The following is a 22,282-nucleotide window of genomic DNA, read 5'->3' as shown; positions in this document are numbered from 1 at the left end:
TCAGAGCCGCGCTCACCGTACGGACGCCGCGACTGCTGCCCTGAACAACGCGCACACGTCGCGGACGAAGCGGCTCCGGGACAGGCCCAGGCAGCGCAACGCCAGACCATGGTCGACGGCGACCGCCGTCACCGTGCCGAGCATCAGGCACCACCACAAGCTCGCCAGCACGACCCGGCCCGCGGCGTTGAGGTGGCGGAACGACCGGCTGAGGCGCAGGGAGTGGAACGAGACGTGACGCGCCTCATCGGCCAGGATCCGGGCGGCCACGTCGGCGGCGAGCGGATCGCCCGCGCCGTCGCGCAGTGCCCGGTAGTAGCGCAGCGCGATCACCTCGGCGATCATCAGGACCATCAGTTCCCGGCGTAAGCCCGGCATGCGGCGTAATCGTACGAAGACGGTGTCGCTCCAGTGGCCGGGCAGGGTCGGGGCGCCGGCGGCGGACAGGAGGCGGGCGAGCATGCGGGCGTGGTTCTGCTCTTCTCCGACGAAGAGCCGGACTGCGGCGCTGTAGGCGTCGTCTCCGGCTTCGTCCGCTTTGGCGATCAGAGCGGCGCCGTCGCCGCTCTCGCCGACCTGGAAGCGCTGGATGCTCGCGAGCACCGACCGATGGAGACACGCGCTGCGCCGCCAACCGGGATCGCCGTCGGCGCGCCGTCGCGCGGCCGCCGCTTCGAACCTCGCCACCCAGGTGGCGAAGTCGGCACCATCCTTCATGCGATTCACCGTACGAACGGATTGTGCGCAAAACCTACGGGTGACTGTCGAGGTTCTGTGCATGTTCTCGGGGGGACGGCCGCGGGTCGCGGGCACGCGAGGGCAGCAGCACGACGATGAGCACGGCGCCGAGCGCCACGCAGACCGCGCCCGCCATGAGACCGCCCGAGTAGCCCATGACGGCCAGCGCGGCCACCCCGATGGCGCCGCCGATCTGCTGGACGGAGGTGAACAGGGCCGAGCCGAGACCGGCGTCCTCCTCGGTGGTGCCGTCGACCGCGGTCACGGCCATGACGGGCAGGCTCAGCCCGTTGCCCACGCTCAGGATGAGCATGCCGGGCAGCACGTGGGCGGCGTAGGAGTCGCCCGCTGCCACGCCGGACAGCAGCAGCAGGCCGGCGATGTCGACCAGGAACGCCAGCAGGAGCGCCCAGCGCGTCCCGATCCTGAGCGAGATGCGGGCGGACAGCCACATGCCCGCCAGGATGCCGGCGCCGTAAGGCAGGTAGGCGATGCCGGCCAGGAGCGGGCTGTAGCCGAGAACGGTCTGCACCTGGATCATCAGCAGGAACGACATCGCGTACATCGCCATCGAGAACAGCAGGGTCGCGCCGTTGGCGACCGCCCGCGTCCGCGAGGCCAGGAACGACCCGGGCACCAGCGGCGCCACCGCCCGCGACTCGACCACCAGGAAGGCCACCGCCAAGGCGGCGAAGAGCACGACGGCGCCGAGGACGAGCGGATCGCTCCAGCCGGCCTCTCCCACCCGGAGCAGCCCGTACACCAGAGACACCGCGGCACCGGTGCCCAGGACCGCGCCGGGAACGTCGAGGCGGCGCCGGCCGGGCGCGCGGGACTCGGGGACCAGACGGGGAAGCAGCACTAGGGCCACGGCGACGACGGGCAGGTTGATCAGGAAGATCCAGCGCCAGGACACCAGGTCGGTCAGCGCTCCGGACAGCACCAGGCCCGAGGTTCCGCCCAGGGCCGCGATACCGCCCCAGATGCCCAGCGCCTTGGCCCGCTCCTCCGAACCCGGATACAGCAACGTGATCATCGACATCGCCGCCGGGCCGGCCATCGCGGAACCCGTGCCCTGCGCGAACCGCCCGATCAGGAGCTGCCACGGCTCCTGCGCGAGCCCGCAGGCCAGGCTGGCCACCCCGAACAGCGCCACCCCGACGAGGAAGACACGACGACGGCCCAGCAGATCCGCCATCCGGCCGCACAGCAGCAACAGCCCGCCGAAGGCCAGGAAGTAGGCGTTGACGACCCACGGCAACCCGGACGCGCTGAAGCCCAGCTCATCGCGGATGCTGGGCAGGGCCACGTTCACCACGGTGTCATCGAGCACGAGCATGAACTGGACGAGACACAACACGATCATCGGCACCCGACGACGCTATGATCCACCGCGTTTGGCCACAATCCGCGATGAGGCCAGACTGTGTCGCATGGAGGACATGGGCGCGATCATCGTCGGCCACTTCCCGCTGACCTCGGGGGAATGGATCCCCCCGCACAGCCACACCCACCACCAACTCGCCTGGACCCGCCGCGGCGTCCTGAGCGTCAACGTGGGCGGGTTGTACTGGGTCCTGCCGCCCACCAGGGCGCTGTGGCTGCCCGCGGGCGTCACCCACGCGACCGGCGCGACCCGCGACGCGGTGCTGTGCAGCCTGTACCTGGCGCCGGGGCGCTGCCCGCTGGACTGGCCCGAGCCCACGGCGGTCGGCGTCGACGGCCTGCTGGCCGAGCTGATCGGGTACCTGGCCCGCACCGACCTCAGCGACGACGCGCGGCTGCGTGCCGAGGCGGTGCTGCCCGACCTGCTGCGCCCGCTGCCCACCCGGCCCATCGACGTGCCGTGGCCCACCGACGAGCGCGTCCGGATGGTGGCGGCCGCCCTGCTGGCGGACCCGGCCGACCCGCGCGGCCTGGAGGCGCACGCCCGCGCGGCGGGCGTGAGCAGGCGGACGTTGACGCGCCTGTTCGCGCGTGACACGGGCATGAGCTTCGACCGTTGGCGCACGCACGTACGGCTGCGCGCCGCCCTGCCGCTGCTGGCCGAGGGGCAGCCGGTGTCACGGGTGGCGCACAGCGTGGGGTACGCCACGGCGAGCGCGTTCCTGGCGGCCTTCCGCCGCACGGTCGGCACCACGCCCCGGCGCTACCTGCTCAGTCATTGACTTCGATCTTCTTGTGCGCCGCCGGCGTCGACGTGGTCGATGTGGTCGCAAACCCGCCAGACCATTCCCGGTCCCGCTGCTGGAATGCTCCCCATGACCATCTTCCATGCCGAGAGATCCTGATCATGAAGACCGACACCGCCTATGGGCGTGAGATGGACGATCCGTACTGCCGATGGCCGGCGGGGTCGGCGACGCTGCTGCGTTCCGCGCCATGGCGGCGCCTCGTCGTCCTCGGCGACAGTGTCGCGGCCGGCGTACGGGGGCCGCTGGACGGTTACCGCGACCTGGACGCCGCGGCGCGCGTCGCCGAGGCGCTCAGCGCGGCGCACCCGTCGTTCAGTTATCGCAATCTCGCGGAGCCGGAGCTGCGCACCGCCGAGATCCGCGACAGGCAGTTGGGCCCCGCGCTGGAGTCGCGGCCAGACCTGGCGATCATCTCGGCCGGGGGCAACGACGCGCTGCGGCGATCGTTCGACGAGGAGCGTTTCCATGACGAGCTGACCTCCATCGTCAGACCGCTCGTCGCCCAGGGAGCGCGGCTCGTCACCATCGGGCTCTTCGACCTCGCGCGATCCGGCCTCGTACCGGATCCCCATGCCGGCCCGATGGCGGAGCGTTTCGACCGGCTGGACGCGGTCACCAGCAGGATCGCGGCCGAGTGCGGCGGAGTCCATGTGGACAACCACGGTCATCCGCTCGCCGCCGACCCCGGCATCTTCGCCGGCGACCGTATCCACTGCAACGCTCGCGGCCATGCGATAGCGGCGGCGAACCTGGTCGCGGCGCTTGCCGCGCTGCCGGTCGCTGTCGCCGACACGGCCCCCGACGGAGGATGTCATGGTTGTTGACAATGTTCATCCCGAGCGGCTCGACTTCCGCGCCGATCGGCTCAAGGACCGGCGCGTCCTGGTCGTGGGCGGATCGAGTGGCATCGGTGCCGCGGCGGTGCGCCGGTTCGCACTCGAAGGCGCTTCGGTCGTCGCCATCGCGCGAAGGGAGGAACGGCTCGCCGAGCTGTGTAAGGAGGTCACGGCCGAGGGCGGCGAGGCGTCGTTCGTCGTGGGCGACGTGACGCGCGAGGAGTCAGTCGCCGAGGCGATCTCCACCGCCGTCGAACGCCTGGGCGGCCTCGATGGAGCGTTCAACGTGGCGGGAGTCGGCGCCGCCGGCCGGATCCACGAGCTTGACGCGGCGGCGTTCGACCGGGTCGTGGCGGTGAACCTGCGGGGCACGTTCCTGGCGATGAAGCATCAGATCAGCGCGATGCTCGCCGGCGGTGGTGGCACCATCGTGAACACCTCCTCGATCAGCGGGCTGGTCGCGGCTCCGGAACTGCCCGCCTACGGCGCGGCCAAGTGGGGGGTGAACAGCCTCACCATGAGCGCGGCCGTCGGCTACGCGGCCCAGAACATCAGAGTGAACGCCATCGCCCCCTCGGCGACGCTCAGCGAGATGCTCGAGCGGTGGCTGCCGACCGATGAGGCCAAGAGGGCCATGGCCGCCCGGACACCGTTGAACTTCATCGCCCTTCCGGACGACATGGCGCGCGTGGCGCTGTTCCTTCTTTCGGATGAAGCCCGCTGGATCACCGGCACGGTTCTTCCCGTCGACGGCGGAGCCTCCGCCGCCTGACCGCGGCGCCTCCCGCCCAAGATTCGCCTGAAAGATTCTCTCCGACGGGGTAGAGGGGGCGTCATGAGCGGCGACGGATCACACCAGGCGACTCTCGCGGCGCTGGCCGCCAACGTGGGAGTGGCGGTCACCAAGTTCGTGGCATTCTTCTTCACCGGCTCCTCGGCGATGCTCGCCGAGGGCATCCATTCCATCGCCGATACCGGCAACCAGGGCCTGCTCATGCTCGGCCGCCGGCGGGCGCGGCGCGGGCCCAGCCCGGACCATCCCTTCGGCTACGGGCGCGAGCGCTACTTCTACGGGTTCCTGGTGTCGCTCGTGCTGTTCTTCGGGGGTGGACTGTTCGCCCTGTACGAGGGGTACGAGAAGATCGCCGAGCCGCGGCCGCTGGAGAGCTGGCCGTGGGCGATCGGGGTTCTGGTGGCGGCGATCGTCATGGAGGGCCTGTCGCTGCGCACCGCAGTACGCAACTCCAACCGCGAGCGCGGCAGCCGGTCGTGGCCCGGGTTCATCCGCGAGGCGAAGGCGCCCGAGTTGCCGGTGGTGCTGCTGGAGGACACGGCGGCGCTGGCCGGGCTGGTGTTCGCGCTGATCGGCGTCGGGCTGACGGTGGTCACCGGCAACTCCGTCTTCGACGGCCTCGGCTCGATCGCCATCGGGCTGCTGCTGGTGGCCGTGGCCGTGACGCTGGCCCGGGAGACCAAGAGCATGATCATCGGCGAGGCGGCCGAGCCCGCCGTCCAGGACGCCATCGAGAACGTCCTGGACGACGACCCGTCCATCCAGGAGTTCACCCAGGTACGGACCCTGCACCTGGGGCCGGAGGACCTGCTGGTGGCCGCCCGGGTCACGATGCACCCGTCGGACGACGTGGAGGGGGCCGCGCAGGCGCTGGCGGAGACGGAACGGCGGATCAGGGAACGGGTGTCGATCGCGTCGGCGGTGTACCTGCAGCCGACACCGCCGCAGCGGGCTTCCTAGGAGGCTCTCCGGTGCGATCGGTGCCAGAATGGACGGCAATGCTGTCTGACCCCCGGACTCGCGCGACCGCCTCGCTGTACGGCCTGGCCCTGGGCGACGCGCTCGGCTCCCAGTTCTTCGTCCCCGCCAACCGCCAGGCCCTCACCGACCGGACCCTGCCACCCGCCCCCTGGCAGTGGACCGACGACACCGAGATGGCCTGCTCCATCTACCTGGCCCTGGCCGGCCGGGGCACCATCGACCAGGACGACCTCGCCGCCGGGTTCGCCGACCGCCATGACTTCGACCGCGGCTACGGCCCGGCCACCAACCGGATGCTGCGCCTGGTACGCGAGGGCGGCGACTGGCGCGCGCTGGCCACGGAGTTGTTCGACGGCAAGGGCTCGTGGGGCAATGGCGCGGCCATGCGCGTGGCCCCGCTGGGCGCGTGGTTCGGCGATGACCTGCCGCAGGTCGTACGGCAGGCACGAGCCTCCGCCGAGGTCACGCACACCCATGCCGAAGCCGTCGCGGGCGCCGTCGCCGTGGCCGTCGCGACCGCCGTCGCCGCCACCCAGCCCGAGCTCACGCCCGGACGCTTCCTCGACCAGATCCTTGACCACACCCCGCTGAGCCAGGTCCATTACGGGATCGGCGAAGCCCGGCGCCTGCTGACCATCAGCGACCCGGTGCTCGCCGCCCAGACCCTGGGCAACGGCCGCAACGTCTCCGCCCAGGACACGGTGCCGTTCACGCTGTGGGCCGCCGCCCGCCACCTCGACGACTACGAGCGGGCCTTCTGGACCACCGCCGCGGCCGGCGGCGACATCGACACCACCTGCGCCATCGTGGGCGGGATCGTCGCGGTCCGCATCCCGCTGCCGCGCGGCTGGCTGGACTCCTGCGAACCGCTGCCGGCCTGGCTCAATGAATAATGTGTTGCCCCGACGATGATCTGTCCGGCATTCTTCAGGACATGACGAACCTCACGAGCGACAAGATGCGACACATGGCCCGCCGCCATGGCCGTATGCCCTGGGGTCACTGACGTCATAGTCGGCGAGCCGCCCAGGACCACACGGTCTGGGCGGTTTTTTGTTTCCCCCGACAGCGGGTGAGGGTGCTGGTGTGCCCGGCGGTTTCATAAGCCGTTTCAGGTGGGTTCGATCCCCACACCCGCTACCGGGCCTTCGTGGCGCAGCGGAGAGCGCACCTGCTTGCGGAGCAGGAGGACGCCGGTTCGAATCCGGCCGAAGGCACTGTGGCCGATCCCGAAGCGATCGAGGGACCAAGTTGTGATCTTGGTGACAGCGGGTTCAAGTCCCGTCGGCCACCCCACGTCGGCGTTACCTGAGTGCGAGGGCCGTCTGTGAGGTGCGGGAGTTGAGCACCGATGACGCGTCGTCGTCGTCCGGGTCGGGCCCGAAAAGGGTCACCGCGCAGGCGCCGACCATGATCACGATGAGGACGAGGAGCACGCCCAGCACCAGCGTCGCGGTGCTCGGCGAGTTCTGGCTCGGGACCGCGGACTGGGAGATCGTGGGCGCGGCAGGTGAAGAGGCGCTCGAAGCGGCCGCCGAGGCCGGTTCGCTCAGGCGGGCCTCCTCGGCGATGGCGGCGGGCTCGCCGAGGCGGTCCAGGATCGTGTGGATCCCGGCCGCCGTCGGGGGGTGCAGCCCGGAGCGGGCCACCGCGATGTGTTCGCGTAGGTCGGCGATGAGGTCGTCGCGCCGGCCGGCGGGCAGTGAGGCGGTCGCGCGGGCGACCTCGGCCAGGTAGTCCTCGACGAGCCGGTCTAAGGGATCAACTGAGTGGGTCATCTGTACTCCGTTCCGACGATGTGGTCCACGGCGTCGCGGAAGGCGACCCATTCGGACCGGAAGTGGGCCAGCGCCGCCTTTCCGTGGCTGGTCAGCGAGTAGTAGCGGCGGGGTGGGCCGGCGGGTGACTCCTGCCAGGTGGTGGCCACCAGGCCGGTTCTGCGCAGCCGCGACAGCAGGGGGTAGAGCGTTCCTTCGCTGGTCGTCAGGGCCGTCTCCGCGGCGAGCTGGGTGACCAGCTCCACGCCGTAGCGTTCCTCGTTTTCGAGCAGGGCCAGGACGCAGAACTCCAGGGTTCCGCGACGGAGGGCCGTGGCAAGACCAGCCGGGATTTCCATGCTGTGCATGCTACCTTGCGAAGCAAGGATCCGCGTGGGATGCCGTTCCGGCTACCGGTTTGTCACGATCTTCGGGTTTCCGCCCTGAGCGGGCCGTCGGTCCTCAGGCTGGACGCCGACCGACCCAAAGCTCCAGAGAGGGCCGCCCCATGCCGACCTCCCCCGGTCCCTTCGCCGGGCGTACCATCGCCGACCTCGCGCGGGACCTGCGCGAGGGAAGGACCACCTCGACGGCGCTCGTACGGCTCGCGCTCGACGCCATCGCCGAGCTCGATCCGCTGCTCAACGCGTTCGTCACCGTGGACGCCGACGGGGCGCGGGCCGCGGCGCGGCGGGCGGACGAGGAGCTGGGCGGCGGGCTCGACCGCGGTCCGCTGCACGGGGTGCCGGTCGGGGTGAAGGATCTCATCATGGTCGCCGGGCTGCCGGTGAGCATGGGTTCGCGGCACTTCGCCGGCCACGCCGCGGTGTCCGACGCCGCCTGCGTGGCGCGGCTGCGTGCGGCCGGCGCCGTCATCGTCGGCAAGACGAACACCCACGAGTTCGCGTACGGTCCCACGGGCGATCGCTCCGCGGCCGGGCCGTCGCGTAATCCGTGGGATCCCGCGCGCATGCCGGGCGGCTCCAGCTGCGGCAGCGCGGTGGCCGTGGCGGCGGGCATGGTTCCGCTCGCGCTCGGCACCGACACCGGTGGCTCGGTCCGGATTCCGGCTGCTCTGTGCGGGGTCGCCGGGTTCAAGCCCGCGTACGGGGCGATTCCGGTGGACGGCGTCTTTCCCCTGGCGCAGACGCTCGACCATGTCGGCGTGCTCGCGGGCCACGAGCAGGACTGCCTGGTCGCCTACCGGTCCCTGGTTCCGGGTGGCGCGCGGGTGGACGACCGGCCGTCGAGAGGTGTCGCCTGGCTCGATCCCACCGGCCTGTTCGCGTGCGACGCGCAGGTGGCCCGGACGACCCGCCAGGCCCTGGAGGCGGGAACCGGGCCGCTGGAGGAGCTCGCGTTATCGGCGGACGAGGCGGCGGAACTGCGCGAGACGTACACCGCCATTCAGAGCAGCGAGGCGGCGGCGGTGCACGCGGCACGGCTGGCCGAGGCGCCCGAGCTGTTCGATCCCGAGGTGCTCGAACGTCTGCGTGTCGCCACCGAGATGCCGGGCTGGAGGTACGTACGGGCCGTACGGGCCCGGCCCCGGCACGCCGAGGTCGTCGGCGCGCTGTTCGACCGGCATGACGTGGTCGCGCTGCCGACCGTGCCGATCACCGCGCCGTTCCTCGGTCAGCGCGCGACCGAACTGGACGGCGAGTCCGTCGCCGTGCGAGCCGCGCTGCTCGCCTTCACCAGTCCGTGGAACGTGCTCGGTTTTCCGGCGCTGAGCGTCCCGGCCGGAACGGTGCGTGGCCTGCCGGTAGGGCTGCAGCTCATCTGCCGTCCCGGGCGGGAGCATCTCCTGTTCGAAGCCGCGCATGGAGGGCCGCTGCCCGGGTAGCCGGAAGCGAATGCGGATCCAGGACTGGTTCCTCACGGAGCAGGAACGCGGCAATCCGGCGACCAAGCTCGACGCCTGGTCCACGGGCAACGACGTGCGCCCGCTCATTCACGGCGCGACCTACTTCGCCGAGCTGAAGACCTGCCTTGAGGCGCTGAACAAGGACGACTTACTGCTGTTCGCCGACTGGCGCGGCGATCCCGACGAGCGGCTCACCGAGGACGGGCCCTCCCTTGGCGACGCGATGGCCGCGGCCTCGCACAGAGGTGCGCTGGTCAGGGGGCTCATCTGGCGTTCGCACCTGGACCGGTTGCGCTTCAGCTCGGCCGAGAACCGGCATCTGGGTGAGTACATCGAGGCCGCGGGCGGGCAGGCCGTCCTCGACACGCGGACCAAGCCGGGTGGCTCGCACCACCAGAAGTTCGTCATCCTCCGCCATGACGAGGATCCGGTGACCGACGTGGCGTTCCTCGGCGGCATCGACCTGTGTCACAGCCGCCGTGACACCGCCGACCACCTCGGCGACCCGCAGCCCTGCCCGATGCCGCCCGAGTACGGCCGCCGCCCTCCGTGGCACGACGTCCAGGTCGCCATCCGCGGCCCCGCGGTGGCGGAGGCGGAGAAGGTGTTCTGCGAGCGGTGGGAGGATCCCGCGCCCGAGACCAGGGATCCGGTCAGGCGGCTGCGCGACCACTTCGCCAGCATGGACGACGTTCCCCCGCTGCCCGAGCCGGGGCCGCCGCCGCCTCCGGCGGGCCGGCACGCCGTGCAGCTCCTGCGTACCTATCCCGCCAGGCGCAGCGCCTACCCGTTCGCGCCGGACGGCGAGCGGAGCGTGGCGCACGCCTACCAGAAGGTGCTCGGGAGGGTCCGTTCGCTGGTCTATCTGGAGGATCAGTATCTGTGGTCCACGGATGTGATCGAGCCGTTCGCCGAGGCGCTGGAACGCGAGCCCGGCCTGCGGATGATCATCGTGGTGCCCCGCCATCCCGACCAGGACGGCTGGCTGGCCGGGCCGGCGAGCCTGATCGGCAGGGTCCACGCGCTCGAGCGGCTGCTGCGCGCGGGCGGCGACCGGGTCGCGGTCTACGACCTGGAGAACCATCAGGGCACGCCCGTCTACGTGCACGCCAAGGTCTGCGTGGTCGACGACGTGTGGGCGAGTGTCGGCTCCGACAACGTCAACCTGCGTTCCTGGAGCTACGACTCGGAGCTGAGCTGCGCCATACTCGATGAGGAGGAGGATCCGCGCGAGCCGTACGGCGCCCGGCGGTTCGCCCGCGAGCTGCGCCTGTCGCTGATGAGCGAGCATCTGGACCTGGCCGGGGACGGCGCGGAGCGCGATGGGCTGTGCGATCCCGTGGCCGCGTTCGACGCCTTCACCGAGTCCGCGGCGCGGCTCGAAGCCTGGCACGCCGGCGGCCGCGCGGGGCCGCGACCGCCGGGCCGGCTGCGCCCGCATCCTTGCCCTGAGCTGCCCCGGGTGCGCGGGCTGCTGGCCGCGCCGCTCTACCGCCTCGCGATCGATCCCGACGGACGCCCCGCGTCACTGCGTCGATCCAGAACGTTCTAGGCGGCGGCCTGCTCATCGGTCGCCGGGGCGTCCGGCTCCTCCGGACGGGGTCCTTCGGCGGCGATCATGGCGGACGCCGGGTCGCCCAGGGCGAAGGCCGCCAAGACGATCGACGTGAGGGCACCGAACAGGTAGGACAACTTCCGTCGTAGGTTCATGGAGGCCTCCTCGGAGTGGTCGTCGATTATGCGACGACCGTGGTTGCGATCGCCTTGAAGATCGCTTGCGCCGGAGGCCCCACCCCTCCTTGATCGGTGAGCTGGGCGCTCCCCTATCCTGTACGGCTCGCGCCGAGGAAAGGGAACCCGAGTGAACGTGAGCCTGCGTCCGGTCCGCGAGGCGGACCTGGATGTGTTCGAGGAGCATGGGGCCGGCCCGAAGGGGACCGGCGAGCTGCAGTGGTTCGGCCATCGCAGCCTTCATGTGATGCGCCGCGAGTTCGAGGCGAACGGCCTGCTGGGACCCGAAGGCGGCTATCTCACCATCGACGCCCGCAGTGACGTGGCCGGGTGGGTGCGCTGGTCGCAGCGGCTCTGGGGGCCGGCGCACACCTCCTGGTGCTGGACGCTGGCCATCGTGGTGTTCCCGCGTTACCGCGGCAAGGGCGTCGGCAGCCGGGCGCACCGGGACCTCGTGGACTACCTGTTCGCCCACACCCGGGCCGAACGGATCGAGGCCATCACCGACGTCACCAACCTCGCCGAGCAGGGTGCGCTGGCCAACGCCGGGTTCGAGCGTGAAGGGGTGATCCGGCGGGCCCAGTGGCGCGGCGGGCGCTGGCACGACCAGCTCCTCTACTCCGTGCTGCGCCCCTGACGGGGTTCGTTGACGCATCTCAGGACGGGGTGGCGGGTGAGCGCCTCGATGTCCAGGTCGGCGCCGCCGGTGACGCGGAAGGTCGCCGTCTCCCCCGGTAGCAGCGTGACCAGCAGGTCGTCCACCGACGCCGCCGGATCCAGCCGGTCGGGGAAGAGGGCGAGTTCGCGCAGCAGCGTACGGGCCGTCACGGTGACCAGGTAGCCGGAGTCCCCGCGTTCGGCGCGCGCCTCCCAGGCCGCCTCGGGGAAGGCGACCTCCGTGTCCTCCGCGAAGAACGACACCGTGCGGCGGTCGCCGAGCTGGGCGACGACCAGCTCGCGCCGCGGGTCGTCGGGGACGCCGACGCCCGCGGGCAGGTCGAACCCGCTCACCGACCGGGGTGCCGCGCGGATCGGGACGATCTCCTTGGCCAGCGGTTCGCCGCCGAGGCCATGCCGTACCAGCAGGAGGTCGCCCCGCCACGGCGCGTCCGCGTCGTTGACCACGAAGACCGCGCCGTCGCGCACGACGAGCAGGCGGTCGGCGTAGGCGCGGCGCAGCGCGTACCAGAGCGGCTTGCGGCGGCCGTCGCCGTCGACGGCGGACCAGGAGGTGACCGGCCAGCAGTCGTTGAGCTGCCACATGATCGTGCCCATGCAGTACGGCGCGAGCGAGCGGAAGCGCTCGATGCCGAACGCCATCGCGCGCGCCTGGTTGAGCTGGGTGAGGTAGTGCCAGTCGTCGAACGTGGCGGGCCGCGGCAGGTGCGCGCCGAGGCCGCGCAGCAGCTTGTCGTTGCCGTCCTCAGCCTTCTGGTGGTGCAGCACCAGCGGGGCGTCGGCGGCGAGCTCGCCGCTGATGGCGCGGCGCATCGTCGCGTACGCCGCGGGGCCCTGGAAGCCGAACTCGGCCACGAACCGCGGGGTGACGGCGGCGTAGCGGGTGTAGTCCTCGCGGTTCCAGACGTTCCAGAGGTGCACGGTGCCGGTGGCGGGGGTCTGGGGGTGCAGGTCCGGCGGGTCGGAGAAAGGGCTGCCCGGCAGATACGGGCGGGTGGGGTCGAGTTCGGCGACGATGGCGGCCAGCAGGTCGTGGTAGAAGCCGGCGCCCCAGCTGCGGCCGTGCAGCCGGTCCTGCCAGTCCCAGTCGGCGTGGCCTTCGAGGTTCTCGTTGTTGCCGCACCACACGGCCAGGCTGGGGTGCGGGGTGAGGCGGGTGACGTTCTCGCGGGCCTCGGCGGTCACCTCGGAGCGGAACGGCTCCTCCTCCGGGTAGGCGGCGCAGGCGAACGGGAAGTCCTGCCAGACCAGCAGGCCGAACTCGTCGGCCAGGTCGTAGAAGTCGTCGCTCTCGTACAGGCCGCCGCCCCACACGCGCAGCAGGTTCACGCCCGCGCCGGCCGCCTGCGCGAAGCGGGTGGCGAGGCGGTCGCGGGTGATCCTTGAGGGGAAGCAGTCGTCGGGGATCCAGTTGGCGCCCCGGACGAACACGGGGACGCCGTTGACGGTCAGCTTGAACGCCTCGTGCTCCAGGCCGATCGTGCGGAAGCCGACCCTGCGGTGCGCCGTGTCGTCGCCGAGGCGCACGGTCAGGTCGTACAGGTGCTGCGGGCCGTACCCGCGGGGCCACCACAGGCGGACATCGGGGACGGACATCGACAGAACGGCCCGCCGCTGCCCGGTGGCCAGCCGCAGGTCCGCCGAGACGCCCGCCACCTCGGCCGACAGCGTGAGCGGCTCCTCGGTGGCCCGCTCCACGGTGACGTGCACGTCGACCACGCCCCTCCCGCCGTCCGCGACGTGGACGAGCGGACGGATCTCGGCCAGGCGGGCGCCGCTCCAGCTCTCCAGCCCGATGGGCCGCCAGATGCCGGCCGTGGTCAGGGCCGGTCCCCAGTCCCAGCCGAAGTTGCAGGCCATCTTGCGGATGAACGGGTACGGCGCCTCGTACGCGCCGGGCCGGTCGCCGAGCGCGGCCCGCATCGCCTCGGCGTAGGCGAGGGCGGGGTCGAAGCGCACGGTGAGCGTGTTGGCGCCCGCGCGCAGCAGGTGCCGGACCGGGAAGCGGTACGAGCGGTGCTGGTTGGCGGTGCCGCCGAGCCGGACCCCGTTGAGCGTGAGCGTGGCGACGGTGTCGAGCCCGTCGCAGACCAGGTCGGTCCGCTGGTGCTCGTCCGGCGTCCAGTCGAACGTGGTCGTGTAGACCCAGGCCGTCCGGCCGATCCAGGCCAGCCGGTTCTCGTTGTCGTCGAGGTAGGGGTCGTCGATGAGGCCCGCCACCAGCAGGTCGGTGTGCACACAGCCCGGCACGGTCGCCGGCACGCCGTCAGGTACGCGGTCGGGTACGTTCGCCGAGACGCCCCCAGGCGCCAAGGTCCAGCCGTCGTGCAACGGACGATAGGCGGTCAAGCGATCTCCCCACACGCGCAGGCCACGAAGTGGTCCCGTTCGGCCTCCAGCAGCCCGCCGGAGGCGCCTTTCTCGTGGTAGAGGCAGGTGTCGGCAGGCACGGCGTCCTCCCAGGGCGCGTGCAGCCTGGGCACGGCGGCGACGAGCTGCCGGGTGTAGGGGTGCAGGGGGTCGCCGAAGACCTTGCCGGTCAGGCCCCGTTCGACGACCTGGCCGCGGCGCAGCACCACGGTGCGTTCGGCCAGGTAGTTGCCGAGCGACAGGTCGTGGGTGACGTACAGGACGCCCAGACCGCGGGTCTTGAGGTCGGCCAGCAGGTTCAGCACGTCGATGCGGGTGGAGGCGTCGAGCATGCTGGTGATCTCGTCGGCGACCAGCAGCTTGAGGTCGAGCAGCAGCGCTCTGGCGATCAGCAGCCGCTGGAGCTGGCCGCCGCTGAGCTGGTGGGGGTACTTGCCGAGCACCTCGCCGGGGTTGAGCCGCACGTCCTGGACGGCCGCGCGCACCCGCTCCGCCCATGCGGGTTCGGGGACCGACGGGTAGTACGTCTCCTTGATCATGCGGAACACCCGGTCGGCCTTGAACACCGGGTTGTAGCAGCTGAACGGGTCCTGGAAGACGCCCTGCACGCCCCGGTAGTACTCCTTGCCGGGCTTGACCGGGACGCCGTCGACGGTGATCGAGCCGCCGGTGACCGAGGTCAGGCCGAGGATCATGCGGCCGATCGTGCTCTTGCCGCTGCCGCTCTCCCCGATCAGGGAGACGACCTCGCCCGGCCGGACGTCGAAGCTCACCCCGTCCACGGCCGTGACGGCCTTGCCGCCGAACGTCCCGACCTTGTAGACCTTCGTGACGTTGTCGAGTCTCAGCATCAGGCCTTCCAGCACGCGACGAAATGGTCCGGCTCGATCTCCACGGCCGGTGGCTCCGCCAGGCATTCCTCGCCGGCCAGCGGGCAGCGGTCGCGGAAGCGGCAGCCTTCCGGCGGGTCGAGCAGCGAGGGCGGGCTGCCGGCGATGCCGGACAGCCTCCGGTCGTCATGCCGGACGCCGACCTCGGGCAGCGAGTTGATCAGGAGCCGGGTGTACGGGTGGCGCGCCGCTTTGATGACCTGCTCGGCGGGCGCCTTCTCGGCCAGCTTGCCGGCGTACATCACCATGATCGTGTCGGCGATGCGGGCGGTGAGCGCCAGGTCGTGGGTGATGAAGATCATGCTCTTGACGTAGCCGCCGTCGCGGAGGCCGAGCAGGGCCTTGGCGACCGCCTTCTGCGTGGAGACGTCCAGGGCGGAGGTGACCTCGTCGGCGATGAGCAGCGACGGGTCGAGCAGCGTCGAGATGACCATCACCATGCGCTGCTTCATGCCGCCGGACAGCTCGATGGGGTAGCGGTTCAGCACCTCGCGCGGCAGGCCGACGAGGTCGAGGCGGCTTTCGAGCTCCTTGACGTCGAGGGCGGCGCCGCGCGATCGCAGCAGCTCGGCCACCATCTTGCCGATCTTGCGGGTGGGGTTCAGCGCGCTCATCGAGTACTGCGGGATGAGCGACACCTCGTGGAAGCGGAACTCGTTCATCCGCCGGTCGTCGGAGATCGGCAGCTCGCGGCCGTCGAGCTCGACCGTGCCGCCGGCGTGGCGCATCCGGCCGTCCATGCGGATGAGGCTCTTGCCCAGGGTGGTCTTGCCGCACCCCGATTCGCCGGCGAGGCCGAGGATCTCGCCGTCGGCCATCGCGAACGACACCCCGTCGAGCGCCTTCACCTCGCCTTGGAGAGTGCGGTAGTACACCCTCAGGTCGTTGACGCGCAGGCTCATGTGACCCTCAACTTCGGGTTGAAGACCTCGTCGAGGCCGACATTGGCGACGTACAGGCCGCCCACGATCGCGGTGATGGCCGCGCCGGGCGGGACGAACCACCACCACAGGCCCAGTTGCAGCGCGCTCCACTGGGTGGCGTTCTGCAGCATGAGCCCGAGCGAGATGCCCTGGGTGGGGCCGAGGCCGATGAAGTCGAGCGAGGAGGCGATGAGGATCGCGCCGCCGAACAGCAGGATGAACGTCATGAACAGGTAGGAGCTCATGTTCGGCGCGATCTCCCGCGCGATGATCCGCCCCGTGCGTACGCCGCTCAGCCTGGCCAGGTCCACGAAGTCGCGGGTACGCAGCGAGAACGTCTGCGCCCTGATCGCCCGCGCCGCCCACGGCCACGACGTCAGCCCGATGAACAGCGCCTGGACCCCGACGCTGCGGATGCCGAGGTAGGCGTTGATGATGAGCAGCACGGCCAGCGTCGGGATGACCAGCACGATGTTGGTGACCATGTTGAGGACCTCGTCCACGATCCCGCCCCGGTAACCGGCGGTGAAGCCGATCACCATCGCGATGACCGCCGCGACACCGCCGCCCAGCGCCCCGGCGGCGAACGTCGTGCGCAGCCCGTGCGTGAACTGGGTGAAGACGTCCTGGCCGAACGTCGTGGTGCCGAACCAGTGTTCCGAGGAGGGCGGCAGCATCGGCCCGGCCACGTACTCGTTGGGCTCCGCCGTGCCCAGGAGCACCGGGCCGAGGAGGCCGAGCAGCAGCAGGAACAGCACCAGGCCGAACCCGGCCAGCAGCTTGCCGTTGCGTACGGCGAAGTACAGCGCCTCCCGCCGTACGCCGCGCACGCCCGAGAGGGTCGTCATGCCTGGGCACCCGCCATTCCGGCCCTGGTCCTGGGATCGATCATGACGTAGACGATGTCGATGACGAAGTTGGCCACCAGCACGCCGATCACGATGAACATGAACGCGCCCTGCAGCAGGAAGAAGTCCTGGTTCTGGATCGCCCGCAGGATCAGGCTGCCCAGCCCCGGATAGGAGAAGACGATCTCCGTCACCAGCGCCCCGGCCACCAGCACGCCCAGTTGCAGCGCCAGGCCGGTGACCTGCGGCAGCACCGCGTTCCTGAAGGCGTAGCGGCGGATCAGCCGGGCGGGCGCGCCGAGCGCGGCCAGATAGTTCGCGTAGTCCGATTCAAGCTCATAAATGATCATATTTCGCATGCCGATCGCCCAGCCCCCGAGCGCCACGAGGAACAGTGACAGGAACGGCAGCGCCCAGTGATGCAGCAGGTCCAGCAGGAACGTCATCGACCAGCTGGGCTGCATCGAGAAGCTGTAGCCCCCGGCCACCGGGAACAGCCCGGCGATGACGCCCAGCGCCCAGGCCAGGATCACCGCCAGCCACATGTACGGCGTGGCCGTCAGCACGTACCCGATCGGCAGGACCGTGTTGTCGAGCAGCTTGCGCCGCGCCGCGTACGCGCCGAACCGGTTGCCGACGACCCAGCTCAGCAGGATGGCGGGGATCATCAGCCCGAGCGTGTACGGCACGGCGTTGAGGATCACTGTGCTGACCGGGGTGGGGAACACCCAGATGCTGATGCCGAAGTCGCCGTGCAGCAGCGCCGCCCAGAAGTTGACGTACTGCCGCCACATCGGCTGGTCGAAGCCGAACAGGTTGGTGTAGTAGACCCGCATCGCCTCGACGGCCGCGGGCTGCGTCACGCGGGCCCTCGACAGCATGCTCGCCACCGGGTCGCCGGGCATGAAGCGCGGGATCATCCAGTTGACGGTGACGGCGACGACGAAGGTCAGCCCGTAGATCAGGAGTTTCCGGCCGAAGTATTGGCGCACGTGAGGTCTCCCTGAGGGCCCTCTCCCCCGGAGGCCCGGGAGGAGAGGGCGAGAGGGTCAGGACGCGGCGGGCTGGAGCTGGGTGAGTGTCTCGAAACCGCCGAGTTCGAGCCAGTTGCGCCACATGGCGGGCGCCGTTTTGGGAGCGCCCTGAGCCGCGGACGGCCAGTTCTTCCACACGCTCACGCTGGACTGGGCCCACAGGCCGTTGTACCAGAGGGGGATGATCGGCAGTTCGTCCAGATGGATCTTCTGCAGCTGCCCGGTCAGCGCCTTCATGCCCGCGACGTCGTCGGTCTTGACCTGGTCGAGCTGCTGCACCAGGGCCCAGGCCCTCTTGTTCTCGTAGCGGCCGAAGTTGACGACGTTCTGCGTCTTCTGGATCGGTAGCTGGAACATGTAGTCGTAGTAGGTCCACGGCGTGTTGGACAGCTGGCGCTCGTTGTTGAGCAGCAGGTCGAAGTCGCCCTTGCCGCGCTTCTCGACCAGCGCGTTGTAGTCGGGGAAGTCGGGTTCGACGTTGATGCCGGCCGCCTTGGCGCTGGCGGCGATGACCCGGGCCGCCTCCATCCAGTCGGTCCAGCCGGAGGGCACGATGAGGGTCAGGTTGATCTTGCCGCCGTCCTTGCCCTCCACCAGCCCGTCGCCGTCGCGGTCCTTGTAGCCGGCGTCGGCCAGCGTCTTCTTGGCCTTGGCCACGTCGAAGGAGAATCCGCTCTGGGCCACCACGCCCTGGTCGACGAACTGCTCCCACTGCGGCAGCAGGCCCGTCGGGCTGGCCGCCTTGACCAGGTTGCCGTAGACGCCCTCGACGATCTTCTTGGTGTCGACGGAGGCGGCCAGCGCCTTGCGGAAGGCGGGGTCGTCCATCGGCTTCTTCGTGGTGTTGGGCACCAGCCAGGCGGTGTTGGCCGACAGCATGTACGGCGGCTGGTCGTAGAAGGATTTGATGCCGAAGTTGCCCTTGACCAGGTTGGCCACGCCGGGCAGGAAGTTGTTGCTGATGTCCATGCCCTTCTGGAGCAGCAGGCCCATCGCGACCTCGTTGCTGGGCGTGGCGACGTCGACGATGTACTTGGGCTTCGGGTCCATGTTGAGCGCCGTCTTGCCCCACCAGCCGTCCCGCTTCACGAGGACCACCCGGTCCTGGTCATGGCTCTGGAACTTGTACGCCCCGGTGCCGACGGGATCGTCGTTGACGCCGTTGAGCACGTCCTCCTCGGACCGGCCGCGCCAGATGTGCTCGGGGACGATGACGCGGTTGTAGAGGTTGAAGTCCCACTCCTGGTAGTTGGCCTTGGAGAAGGTGAAGCGGACCGTCCGCTCGTCGGGCGCCTCCACGCTCTTGAGCCAGTCCCAGACGTTGTGGAACGGCACAGTCTTCATCTTGCCGAGCTCGTAGGAGAACACGACGTCCTTGGCGGTCATCGCCTGGCCGTCCGCCCAGGTGACTCCGGTGCGGATCTTCGCCTCGTACACCGTGTCGCTCGTCCAGCCACCGCTCTCGGCGAGCCACGGGGTCAGCTCGGCGGCGTTGGGGTCGTAGTGGAACAGCGTCTCGTAGACCAGACCCTTGGTGCCGACCGCGGAGTCCCACTCGCGGATCGGGTTGAAATTGGCCGGCGGTCCCCACTGGGTGCCCGTTGTGTAAAGGGTCTCGTTGCGGGGCAGTGAGCCGGGATTGCCGGGGTTCGCGGCGAGCCCGCTCGCCGGCTGGGAGTTCGGAACGGTCGGTGTGGCGCCGCCGCCGGTACACGCGGCGGCGGCCAAGCCCGCTGCCAGGAGCGGAATGAGGATCCGCGCCCCTTGTCGCATCTCGCTCTCCTTCCCCGCCGGCACGCGGCGGAGGTCCCGAACTGAACCGGGTAAGTACCGCGAACGTAAATTTGTGCGCCGTGCGCGTCAATAGCCCAGGGACATTCGGGTCAAGACGCCACGAGGTTCCGGCGAGGCGGGCTAACCGGTTCGTCGGCGTTGTGGTGCTTGATCTATTGGGCTAGTTTGCCGCGCATGAGGCTTCGATTCGCGCTGTCCGCCCTGTCGGCGGCCTGCGTTCTCGCCACCCCGTTGCCCGCCCACGCCGACGCGCCCGCGCTCTCCTGGGAGCTCAAGGAGACCGGCGTGACCGCGCGGCTGCGTGGGCTGTCACCCGTCAGCCGCGACGTGGTGTGGGCTTCGGGCAGCGAGGGCACCGTGCTGCGGACCGTGGACGGCGGGCGGAGCTGGCAGAACGTCTCCCCGCCCGGCACGGCGGCCCTGCAGTTCCGGGACATTGAGGCGTTCGACGCGCGCCGGGCCGTGGTGCTGTCGATCGGCGAGGGTACGGACGCGCGGGTCTACCGGACCGAGGACGCGGGCCGCACCTGGACCGAGACCTTCAGGAACGACGAGCAGAAGGCGTTCTACGACTGCATGGCGTTCTTCGACCGGCGGCACGGGCTGGCGATGAGCGACCCGGTGGACGGCAAGTTCCGCATTCTCGCCACCGAGGACGGCGGCGCGAGCTGGCGGGTGCTCCCGGCGGACGGCATGCCGGCGGCCCTGCCGGGTGAGGCCGGGTTCGCGGCGAGCGGCCAGTGCCTGGTCACGGCGGGCGGCCGGGACGCCTGGCTGGCCACCGGCGGCGCGGCGCGCTCGCGGGTGTTCCACTCCGCCGACCGGGGCCGCACCTGGACCGTCGCGGACACGCCGATCCCGGCGGCCGACCCGGCGCGCGGCGTCTTCGCGCTGGCCTTCCGCGATCCGCGCAAGGGTCTGGCGGTGGGCGGCGACTACCGGGCCGACCAGCAGTCGCCCAGCGCGTCGGCGGTGAGCGTGGACGGCGGCGCGACCTGGCGGGCCTCCGCCACGCCGCCGCCCGCGTACCGGTCGGGGGTGGCCTGGGTGCCGCACCTGCCGGTGGCGGCGATCGCGGTGGGGCCGTCCGGGAGTGATGTCACGTATTCGGGCGGGACGGCCTGGCAGACGTTCGACACGGGCTCGTTCGACACCGTCTCCTGCACACCGGACCTGGCCTGCTGGGCCTCCGGCGAGCAGGGCCGCGTGGCCCGCCTGGCGGCGCGCCGACACTGACCCCCCGGCGCCGCGCCGGCCTTCAGCGGGGCGGCCCTCATCGCCCCCCTCCGGCCCTTCAACGGCGCGGCGGCCCTCAGAGGCCCCAGTGCCGCCCTCAGCGGACTCGCGTCGCGGCCCTCAGCGGCGCGGCGGCCCTCATTGCCCCCGCACCACCTGCGGCGCGCCTAGCGGACGCCGCGGGGTCTGAACTGGATGCTGATGCGCGGCCCGGTGGGGCGGGACGTCTTGGGGATCGCGTGCTCCCAGGTGCGCTGGCAGCTGCCGCCCATCACGATGAGGTCGCCGTGCCCCAGGTCGTGCCGGATCGACGCGCCGCCGCCCCGGGGCCGGAGCAGCAGCGGGCGCGGGGCGCCGACCGAGATGATCGCGACCATGGTGTCCTCGGTGCCACCCCTGCCGAGGGTGTCGCCGTGCCAGGCCACGCTGTCGCGGCCGTCGCGGTAGAAGCACAGGCCGGCCGTACGGAACGGCTCCCCGAGCTCCTGCCCGTAGCGGTCGTTGAGCGCGCGCAGGGCGTCGTCGAGCGCCGGATCGGGCAGCGGCTCGCCCTCGTCGTAGTAGGCGAGCAGCCGCGGCACGTCGACCACCTTGTCGTACATCCGCCGCCGCTCCGCATGCCACGGCACCACCTCGGACAGGCGGGAGAACAGCTCGTCGGCCCCCGCCAGCCAGCCGGGCCCGACGTCGATCCACGCCCCATGGTCGAGCCGCGTCCTGCGGATCGCCGAGCCGACGATCTCATCGGCACCGAGCAGAGAAGCCTGGAAAACAGCCGTCATGACATCGAGTGTATGCGATCGTTCAAACATCCATTCGAGTAAGGCCCCAGACCGGCTGCGCCCGGCCGCCGGTGCGGCCGGGCGCGCGGCTCGTCGTCCCACCCGCCCGGTCTGTACGGCACGCAGCCCGTACAGACCGGGGCGGCCACGCAGGCCGCCGATCCCCACGCCCTCAGTATCCGACATTCCCGCCCGTCACGCCCGTTACCCACGCTGCGCCTTGGTGGCGGCGGGACCGGCCGACGTCCGGCTGCGATGCGCGGCGACGCGCTCACGGGTGGCGCAGCGGGTGCTGCAGTAGCGCCGCGGGCTGCCACCTCCCAGGTCCAGGTACGGCCGGCGGCAGGTGACCGAGGCGCACAGCCCGCCCGGGACGCGCTGGTGATCGGCCAGCAGGACGGCCAGCGCCAGCGCGGAGGAGGCCAGGAACCACTCCCCCCACGGCGCGTCGTCGCCGCCGTCCACGTGCAGGTGCCACGGGGTCGTGCCCTCGTGGCTGGTGAGGCGGGGTGCCCGCGCGACCGTGGCGAGCAGGTCGTTCAGGTGGGCGGCCGCCGTGCCGGGGTCGGCGGCGGCGAAGACGGCGACGAGCCGCTCCGCCGCGGCGCGCATCGCCGCCAGGTCGGCCTCGCCCAGGTCCAGGCCGGCGCTCTCGCCGTGGTCGCGCAGCACCCGCGCGACCGACTCCGGCGACGGTTCGTCGTGGAGCAGCGCCACGCACAGGTCCACGGCCCGCGCCGCCATCGCTCTGGTCGAGTGAACCTCCACTCCAGCAGCGTAAGCCCGGACACACGAGTACGGCGGGGCTCCCCCGAGCCCCGCCGTACCA

General features: G+C 71.0%; 22 protein-coding genes and 3 tRNA genes. 12 read left to right on the top strand and 13 right to left on the bottom strand.

Features of this window, described 5'->3' with window-relative positions; all coding sequences use genetic code 11:
• Nucleotides 1–12: 12 nt before the first annotated feature.
• Both KME78_RS16945 and KME78_RS16940 read right to left on the bottom strand, forming a co-directional pair.
• On the bottom strand, nt 13–717 hold the full coding sequence (locus KME78_RS16945; protein WP_219529881.1) for a ferritin-like domain-containing protein: 705 nt from the start codon (nt 715–717) through the stop codon (nt 13–15).
• A 34-nt stretch (nt 718–751) separates the two neighbouring features.
• Nucleotides 752–2,104 carry an MFS transporter gene (locus KME78_RS16940; protein ID WP_219529989.1) on the bottom strand — a complete coding sequence of 451 codons (1,353 nt, stop codon included), beginning with the start codon at nt 2,102–2,104 and terminating at the stop codon, nt 752–754.
• A 67-nt stretch (nt 2,105–2,171) separates the two neighbouring features.
• On the opposite strand from KME78_RS16940, the gene KME78_RS16935 reads away from it, so the two are divergent.
• From KME78_RS16935 to KME78_RS16900, 8 genes are all read left to right on the top strand, one after another.
• Complete coding sequence (locus tag KME78_RS16935; RefSeq protein ID WP_219529879.1) at nt 2,172–2,906, top strand: AraC family transcriptional regulator; 735 nt, start codon at nt 2,172–2,174, stop codon at nt 2,904–2,906.
• 125 nt (nt 2,907–3,031) lie between these two features.
• Nucleotides 3,032–3,757: an SGNH/GDSL hydrolase family protein gene (locus KME78_RS16930; protein ID WP_219529878.1), complete on the top strand. Its 726-nt coding sequence runs from the start codon at nt 3,032–3,034 to the stop codon at nt 3,755–3,757.
• Nucleotides 3,747–4,541 carry an SDR family NAD(P)-dependent oxidoreductase gene (locus tag KME78_RS16925; protein ID WP_219529877.1) on the top strand — a complete coding sequence of 265 codons (795 nt, stop codon included), beginning with the start codon at nt 3,747–3,749 and terminating at the stop codon, nt 4,539–4,541. Before KME78_RS16930 ends, KME78_RS16925 begins: the two co-directional genes overlap by 11 nt.
• 63 nt (nt 4,542–4,604) lie before the next feature.
• Nucleotides 4,605–5,522, top strand: a complete 918-nt coding sequence (locus KME78_RS16920; RefSeq protein ID WP_219529875.1) for a cation diffusion facilitator family transporter — start codon at nt 4,605–4,607, stop codon at nt 5,520–5,522.
• Nucleotides 5,523–5,560: 38 nt separating this feature from the next.
• Nucleotides 5,561–6,436: an ADP-ribosylglycohydrolase family protein gene (locus KME78_RS16915; protein ID WP_219529873.1), complete on the top strand. Its 876-nt coding sequence runs from the start codon at nt 5,561–5,563 to the stop codon at nt 6,434–6,436.
• A gap of 174 nt (nt 6,437–6,610) precedes the next feature.
• Nucleotides 6,611–6,683 (top strand) — tRNA-Met (locus KME78_RS16910).
• A gap of 4 nt (nt 6,684–6,687) precedes the next feature.
• Nucleotides 6,688–6,760: transfer RNA gene (locus KME78_RS16905), tRNA-Arg, on the top strand.
• A gap of 2 nt (nt 6,761–6,762) precedes the next feature.
• Nucleotides 6,763–6,839, top strand: a tRNA-His gene (locus KME78_RS16900).
• A gap of 8 nt (nt 6,840–6,847) precedes the next feature.
• Here the strand turns inward: KME78_RS16900 and KME78_RS16895 are convergent.
• Both KME78_RS16895 and KME78_RS16890 read right to left on the bottom strand, forming a co-directional pair.
• Nucleotides 6,848–7,321 (bottom strand): HAAS signaling domain-containing protein, encoded by a 474-nt coding sequence (locus tag KME78_RS16895; protein ID WP_219529871.1) that lies wholly within the window; start codon nt 7,319–7,321, stop codon nt 6,848–6,850.
• The gene (locus tag KME78_RS16890; RefSeq protein WP_219529869.1) at nt 7,318–7,659 is read right to left on the bottom strand and encodes a PadR family transcriptional regulator; all 342 of its coding nucleotides are present in this window, start codon (nt 7,657–7,659) and stop codon (nt 7,318–7,320) included. The genes KME78_RS16895 and KME78_RS16890 overlap by 4 nt, the downstream gene beginning before the upstream one ends.
• 149 nt (nt 7,660–7,808) lie before the next feature.
• Between KME78_RS16890 and KME78_RS16885 the strand changes: the two genes are divergently transcribed.
• The gene (locus tag KME78_RS16885) at nt 7,809–9,146 is read left to right on the top strand and encodes an amidase (RefSeq protein WP_219529867.1); all 1,338 of its coding nucleotides are present in this window, start codon (nt 7,809–7,811) and stop codon (nt 9,144–9,146) included.
• Nucleotides 9,147–9,156: 10 nt separating this feature from the next.
• Entirely contained in the window at nt 9,157–10,719 is a 1,563-nt protein-coding gene (locus KME78_RS16880) for a phospholipase D family protein (RefSeq protein WP_219529865.1), read from the top strand.
• Here KME78_RS16880 and KME78_RS16875 read toward each other — a convergent pair.
• Nucleotides 10,716–10,877: a hypothetical protein gene (locus KME78_RS16875; RefSeq protein ID WP_219529863.1), complete on the bottom strand. Its 162-nt coding sequence runs from the start codon at nt 10,875–10,877 to the stop codon at nt 10,716–10,718. The genes KME78_RS16880 and KME78_RS16875 overlap by 4 nt on opposite strands.
• Before the next feature lie 151 nt (nt 10,878–11,028).
• On the opposite strand from KME78_RS16875, the gene KME78_RS16870 reads away from it, so the two are divergent.
• Entirely contained in the window at nt 11,029–11,535 is a 507-nt protein-coding gene (locus KME78_RS16870) for a GNAT family N-acetyltransferase (RefSeq protein WP_219529862.1), read from the top strand.
• On the opposite strand, the gene KME78_RS16865 is transcribed toward KME78_RS16870, so the two are convergent.
• From KME78_RS16865 to KME78_RS16840, 6 genes are read right to left on the bottom strand one after another with little or no spacing between them, the layout of a single operon-like run.
• Nucleotides 11,514–13,925 (bottom strand): glycoside hydrolase family 2 protein, encoded by a 2,412-nt coding sequence (locus KME78_RS16865; RefSeq protein WP_219529860.1) that lies wholly within the window; start codon nt 13,923–13,925, stop codon nt 11,514–11,516. The genes KME78_RS16870 and KME78_RS16865 overlap by 22 nt on opposite strands.
• Entirely contained in the window at nt 13,922–14,797 is an 876-nt protein-coding gene (locus KME78_RS16860; protein ID WP_219529858.1) for an ABC transporter ATP-binding protein, read from the bottom strand. The genes KME78_RS16865 and KME78_RS16860 overlap by 4 nt, the downstream gene beginning before the upstream one ends.
• Entirely contained in the window at nt 14,797–15,738 is a 942-nt protein-coding gene (locus tag KME78_RS16855) for an ABC transporter ATP-binding protein (RefSeq protein ID WP_219529856.1), read from the bottom strand. Before KME78_RS16855 ends, KME78_RS16860 begins: the two co-directional genes overlap by 1 nt.
• Nucleotides 15,735–16,607: an ABC transporter permease gene (locus tag KME78_RS16850; protein ID WP_219529854.1), complete on the bottom strand. Its 873-nt coding sequence runs from the start codon at nt 16,605–16,607 to the stop codon at nt 15,735–15,737. Before KME78_RS16850 ends, KME78_RS16855 begins: the two co-directional genes overlap by 4 nt.
• A complete protein-coding gene (locus tag KME78_RS16845) occupies nt 16,604–17,599 on the bottom strand; it encodes an ABC transporter permease (protein ID WP_219529852.1) in 996 nt (331 codons plus the stop codon). The genes KME78_RS16850 and KME78_RS16845 overlap by 4 nt, the downstream gene beginning before the upstream one ends.
• A gap of 57 nt (nt 17,600–17,656) precedes the next feature.
• Nucleotides 17,657–19,414 (bottom strand): ABC transporter substrate-binding protein, encoded by a 1,758-nt coding sequence (locus KME78_RS16840; protein ID WP_219529850.1) that lies wholly within the window; start codon nt 19,412–19,414, stop codon nt 17,657–17,659.
• Between the two features lie 195 nt (nt 19,415–19,609).
• Between KME78_RS16840 and KME78_RS16835 the strand changes: the two genes are divergently transcribed.
• Complete coding sequence (locus KME78_RS16835) at nt 19,610–20,671, top strand: beta propeller repeat protein (RefSeq protein ID WP_219529849.1); 1,062 nt, start codon at nt 19,610–19,612, stop codon at nt 20,669–20,671.
• A gap of 167 nt (nt 20,672–20,838) precedes the next feature.
• On the opposite strand, the gene KME78_RS16830 is transcribed toward KME78_RS16835, so the two are convergent.
• Nucleotides 20,839–21,453: an alpha-ketoglutarate-dependent dioxygenase AlkB gene (locus KME78_RS16830; protein ID WP_219529848.1), complete on the bottom strand. Its 615-nt coding sequence runs from the start codon at nt 21,451–21,453 to the stop codon at nt 20,839–20,841.
• Between the two features lie 204 nt (nt 21,454–21,657).
• Entirely contained in the window at nt 21,658–22,221 is a 564-nt protein-coding gene (locus KME78_RS16825) for a CGNR zinc finger domain-containing protein (RefSeq protein WP_308126985.1), read from the bottom strand.
• Nucleotides 22,222–22,282: the final 61 nt, after the last annotated feature.

Source organism: Nonomuraea guangzhouensis, from assembly GCF_019396345.1.
In the GTDB taxonomy this organism is placed as follows: Bacteria; Actinomycetota; Actinomycetes; order Streptosporangiales; family Streptosporangiaceae; genus Nonomuraea; species Nonomuraea guangzhouensis.
Note: the sequence above shows the minus strand (reverse complement) of the source record. Positions and strands in the feature narration are given on the sequence as shown.

Coding starts and splice junctions, on each gene's coding strand:
- KME78_RS16945 (WP_219529881.1), bottom strand. CDS start 717: ATGAAGGATGGTGCCGACTTCGCCACCTGGGTGGCGAGGTTCGAAGCG.
- KME78_RS16895 (WP_219529871.1), bottom strand. CDS start 7,321: ATGACCCACTCAGTTGATCCCTTAGACCGGCTCGTCGAGGACTACCTG.
- KME78_RS16920 (WP_219529875.1), top strand. CDS start 4,605: ATGAGCGGCGACGGATCACACCAGGCGACTCTCGCGGCGCTGGCCGCC.
- KME78_RS16930 (WP_219529878.1), top strand. CDS start 3,032: ATGAAGACCGACACCGCCTATGGGCGTGAGATGGACGATCCGTACTGC.
- KME78_RS16830 (WP_219529848.1), bottom strand. CDS start 21,453: ATGACGGCTGTTTTCCAGGCTTCTCTGCTCGGTGCCGATGAGATCGTC.
- KME78_RS16915 (WP_219529873.1), top strand. CDS start 5,561: ATGCTGTCTGACCCCCGGACTCGCGCGACCGCCTCGCTGTACGGCCTG.
- KME78_RS16835 (WP_219529849.1), top strand. CDS start 19,610: ATGAGGCTTCGATTCGCGCTGTCCGCCCTGTCGGCGGCCTGCGTTCTC.
- KME78_RS16860 (WP_219529858.1), bottom strand. CDS start 14,797: ATGCTGAGACTCGACAACGTCACGAAGGTCTACAAGGTCGGGACGTTC.
- KME78_RS16935 (WP_219529879.1), top strand. CDS start 2,172: ATGGAGGACATGGGCGCGATCATCGTCGGCCACTTCCCGCTGACCTCG.
- KME78_RS16875 (WP_219529863.1), bottom strand. CDS start 10,877: ATGAACCTACGACGGAAGTTGTCCTACCTGTTCGGTGCCCTCACGTCG.
- KME78_RS16855 (WP_219529856.1), bottom strand. CDS start 15,738: ATGAGCCTGCGCGTCAACGACCTGAGGGTGTACTACCGCACTCTCCAA.
- KME78_RS16885 (WP_219529867.1), top strand. CDS start 7,809: ATGCCGACCTCCCCCGGTCCCTTCGCCGGGCGTACCATCGCCGACCTC.
- KME78_RS16850 (WP_219529854.1), bottom strand. CDS start 16,607: ATGACGACCCTCTCGGGCGTGCGCGGCGTACGGCGGGAGGCGCTGTAC.
- KME78_RS16925 (WP_219529877.1), top strand. CDS start 3,747: ATGGTTGTTGACAATGTTCATCCCGAGCGGCTCGACTTCCGCGCCGAT.
- KME78_RS16840 (WP_219529850.1), bottom strand. CDS start 19,414: ATGCGACAAGGGGCGCGGATCCTCATTCCGCTCCTGGCAGCGGGCTTG.
- KME78_RS16890 (WP_219529869.1), bottom strand. CDS start 7,659: ATGGAAATCCCGGCTGGTCTTGCCACGGCCCTCCGTCGCGGAACCCTG.
- KME78_RS16880 (WP_219529865.1), top strand. CDS start 9,157: ATGCGGATCCAGGACTGGTTCCTCACGGAGCAGGAACGCGGCAATCCG.
- KME78_RS16940 (WP_219529989.1), bottom strand. CDS start 2,104: ATGATCGTGTTGTGTCTCGTCCAGTTCATGCTCGTGCTCGATGACACC.